Origin of the sequence: Mycobacterium sp. (assembly GCF_050701675.1) — a bacterium.
Lineage (GTDB): Bacteria > Actinomycetota > Actinomycetes > Mycobacteriales > Mycobacteriaceae > Mycobacterium.
Genome location: NZ_JBOGDD010000947.1, coordinates 1 through 2,741, shown reverse-complemented (window position 1 = coordinate 2,741; position 2,741 = coordinate 1). Strand labels below are relative to the sequence as shown.

At 63.0% G+C, this 2,741-nt stretch carries 2 protein-coding genes; one reads left to right on the top strand and one right to left on the bottom strand.

The genetic code is table 11. The features are described from left to right. Nucleotides 1-359, top strand: a 359-nt coding sequence (locus ACRDUX_RS28750) for a hypothetical protein (RefSeq protein ID WP_526418897.1), incomplete at its 5' end; no start/stop codon positions are given. A gap of 122 nt (nucleotides 360-481) precedes the next feature. Here ACRDUX_RS28750 and ACRDUX_RS28745 read toward each other — a convergent pair. After that, nucleotides 482-1,654 (bottom strand): Fic family protein, encoded by a 1,173-nt coding sequence (locus ACRDUX_RS28745; protein WP_526418895.1) that lies wholly within the window; start codon nucleotides 1,652-1,654, stop codon nucleotides 482-484. Between the last annotated feature and the right edge of the window lie 1,087 nt (nucleotides 1,655-2,741).

Genomic DNA, 2,741 nt, shown 5'->3' with positions numbered 1-2,741 from the left:
CAGTAGCTACGATCGCAAACCCTTGTCTCGTTTTCGGCGAAACCCACCCAGTCGGACATCCGTCGCCCCGTCTCCAACATCTTGGACGGCCCAACGCGGACCACCAGCGCGGGATCGCTCAGGTTGCGTCCATCAGAGTGGCGTACGCGCCGAGCATCAGCGATTCGGAAATGGATCCGGCTAGCGCGCATGTCTCACGCCACTGGCTGGTCGCGCGCTCGACTGAAAAGTCTGGGATCGAAGTCGGCACGGCTGTAGATCCACATGCGATCACAGATCCTGCGGACATCGTCGATACCGACTCCGGCGAGCTCAGGTCGGAGGTCAACGGATCCCTGGTGCACGCCGACGTGGTGTAGCCAAGACCAATCGACCTATTTGCGCTCGGCGAAGTCTGAGGAGTCCGACATGCTAGTTAACCCATTCCGATTTGCTATCTTTTCAGCGCGGTCGGGACGCAAGGGATATGCGCCGACTCCAGCTATTCACTCCTTCGCCCGGCCCGCTCGGCGAACGCATCGAGCGCGGCGAGCACTTCGGGTGCGCGCCACGCACGGTTGCGGGCCCGGTCGGTGAACTCGACGAGGATCCCGTTTTCGGTGAGCGGACCGAGGTAGCGGCGTGGGTGATCTGTTGGAATGCCCAATTCTTCACGAACGAGCACGGCGTTGACGACCGGGCGCCGGGTGAGCAGGTCGGCGACCTTCCACACCGCAGAGTCAGCGCGCGCGGTGATCCTGTTGTTCCAGCTCTCCCGCATCTCCCGCAGTTCGGTGACCAGTTGCCGGCCGTTGGAGGTCGCCCGCGCACTCGCCTCGGCGAACCGCTCGACGATCGGTGTGGCATCGCCGTCGCGGTATGCGGTGAGCGCGCCGATGTATCCGTCGGTGTCGGCGAGCAACCCCGCGGAGACCGGCACCGTGACCTGTCGAGTGAGGCCCTTGTTGCGCAACATGGCCTGCACCAGGGCGCGGCCGGTGCGACCGTTGCCGTCGGTGAACGGGTGGATGGTCTCGAAATGTGCGTGGGCCACGGCGATCTGGGCCAGCAGGGGAACGTCGTCGCGAGCGGCGAAGGTCATCAGATCGTCGATGGCGGCGGACACGCGAGTGTGACTGGGCGGGACGAACTGTGCCGACAGTGGACTGTTGCCTCCGCCGATCCACACCTGCTCGGTTCGCCATTGACCCGGGGCGTGACGCGGCTGGCCTCCCATCAACGCAGCGTGCATCGCCAGAATGGCTGCGGGATCGACGGTGTCCGACAGTGCAATTGCCGCGGTCATGGCAGCGGTGTTGGCGACGATGAGTTCGGCGTTCGCCTTCCCCTTCCCGCCGGGCAGCTCCGCTTCGGCGATCGATCGCGCCGAGGCTGTGAGGTTCTCGATGCGGGAGCTGGCTGCCGATTCCGATCGGAGCAGCACGGCGGCGAATGGTGCGATCTCGCCACCGAGTTCAGCGTCGAAGCGGGTGATGTCGTGGCTGGCGTCTTCCATGTCGGCGAGCGCGGTGGGTGCCAGCGTGAGGTCCAGGTCGGCGATCGAGTGTGGGATCGCCGCCTGGTAGGGCCCGCTTCGGCGGGATCGCGAGTACGGGCTCTCAGAACTCGGCGTCCAGCGCAACGTCTCATATTTGAGCGGGCCAAGTGTCGCCATAGCATCCATGATAGCGACACTTAGGCCCATAAGTGTCGCCATTGAAGCTGGGAAGCGTCGGTTAGTTGTGCTCAAGCTGTCGACGCCGAGCTCGACCTCATCCTCGACGAATCGCAACACTCCGTCCAGATGCGCAAACCTGACGACGCCGCCCAGATAAGGAGCCCCGAGGGACGCCGGCGGTACGCCACGCACTCACCAAGGCATCGACGCCTGTCTGGAGTCGAAGGCGCCCGCTAACTGATCTTGCCGCGCCACACCGCGGCTAAATGACGCAGCGACGCACCGGTGGGTGGGGAGTACGCGACCATGGTCTACGAAACGGTCTATGACGCTACGGGCTGGATCGTCACCTCAACCTGCCAGGGCACGACATTCAGGTACGACGCAACTGGGCATGGGATGACGATATCGTCGACGGCTTCTCGACGTTCTGACAGGAGCCGCACCGTCGACGACATCGACCGCAAGCTCGATCTACTTGGCGGTCGCCATTGACCAGCCCGACGCCGATCGAGGACGGCAAGCTGACTCGTCGTCGCAAATTCTGCACGCGCGGAGCCGGGCACCAATCGGCGGATCCTAGGGCCAAAATACGGCCAAACTCTCGGAACAGGTGCTCTGAGGGATCCAATTCGACCGAGTTGCACCGCTCTGACCAGCAAGAACCGAAACTACTTGTGCGTCAAACCATCTCACATGCTGACGGTCGCACATTCCGCAGCGGCTTCGTGAAGCAATTTGGACTAAGTGTCAGTCAAGGGCAGATCGACAATGGACTAACGCACGGCGGCAGCTAGCGTCTACCCCGCGTCCATGGTCGGCGTCCAAGCCGGTGCCCTAACCGCTTCACCTCTAGGTAACCGACCAGGCAGTCATCGATTACTCATCGGTAATGAACGAGATTCTACCGGAATTGGCCAGTCCGCTTCGGCCGGCGCCGGTTTCCGGATCCATTGTGCTACAAGAACATATCGGTTCTGCCGGAAACCGCCCGGAACGACCGTCCCCGAATCCGTTGGTCCTGGGTTCAAGTCCCAGTCGCCCTACGTCAGAGGCTGTCTTTCACGATCAGCGTGGCCGAGTC

Coding starts and splice junctions, on each gene's coding strand:
- ACRDUX_RS28745 (WP_526418895.1), bottom strand. CDS start 1,654: ATGGCGACACTTGGCCCGCTCAAATATGAGACGTTGCGCTGGACGCCG.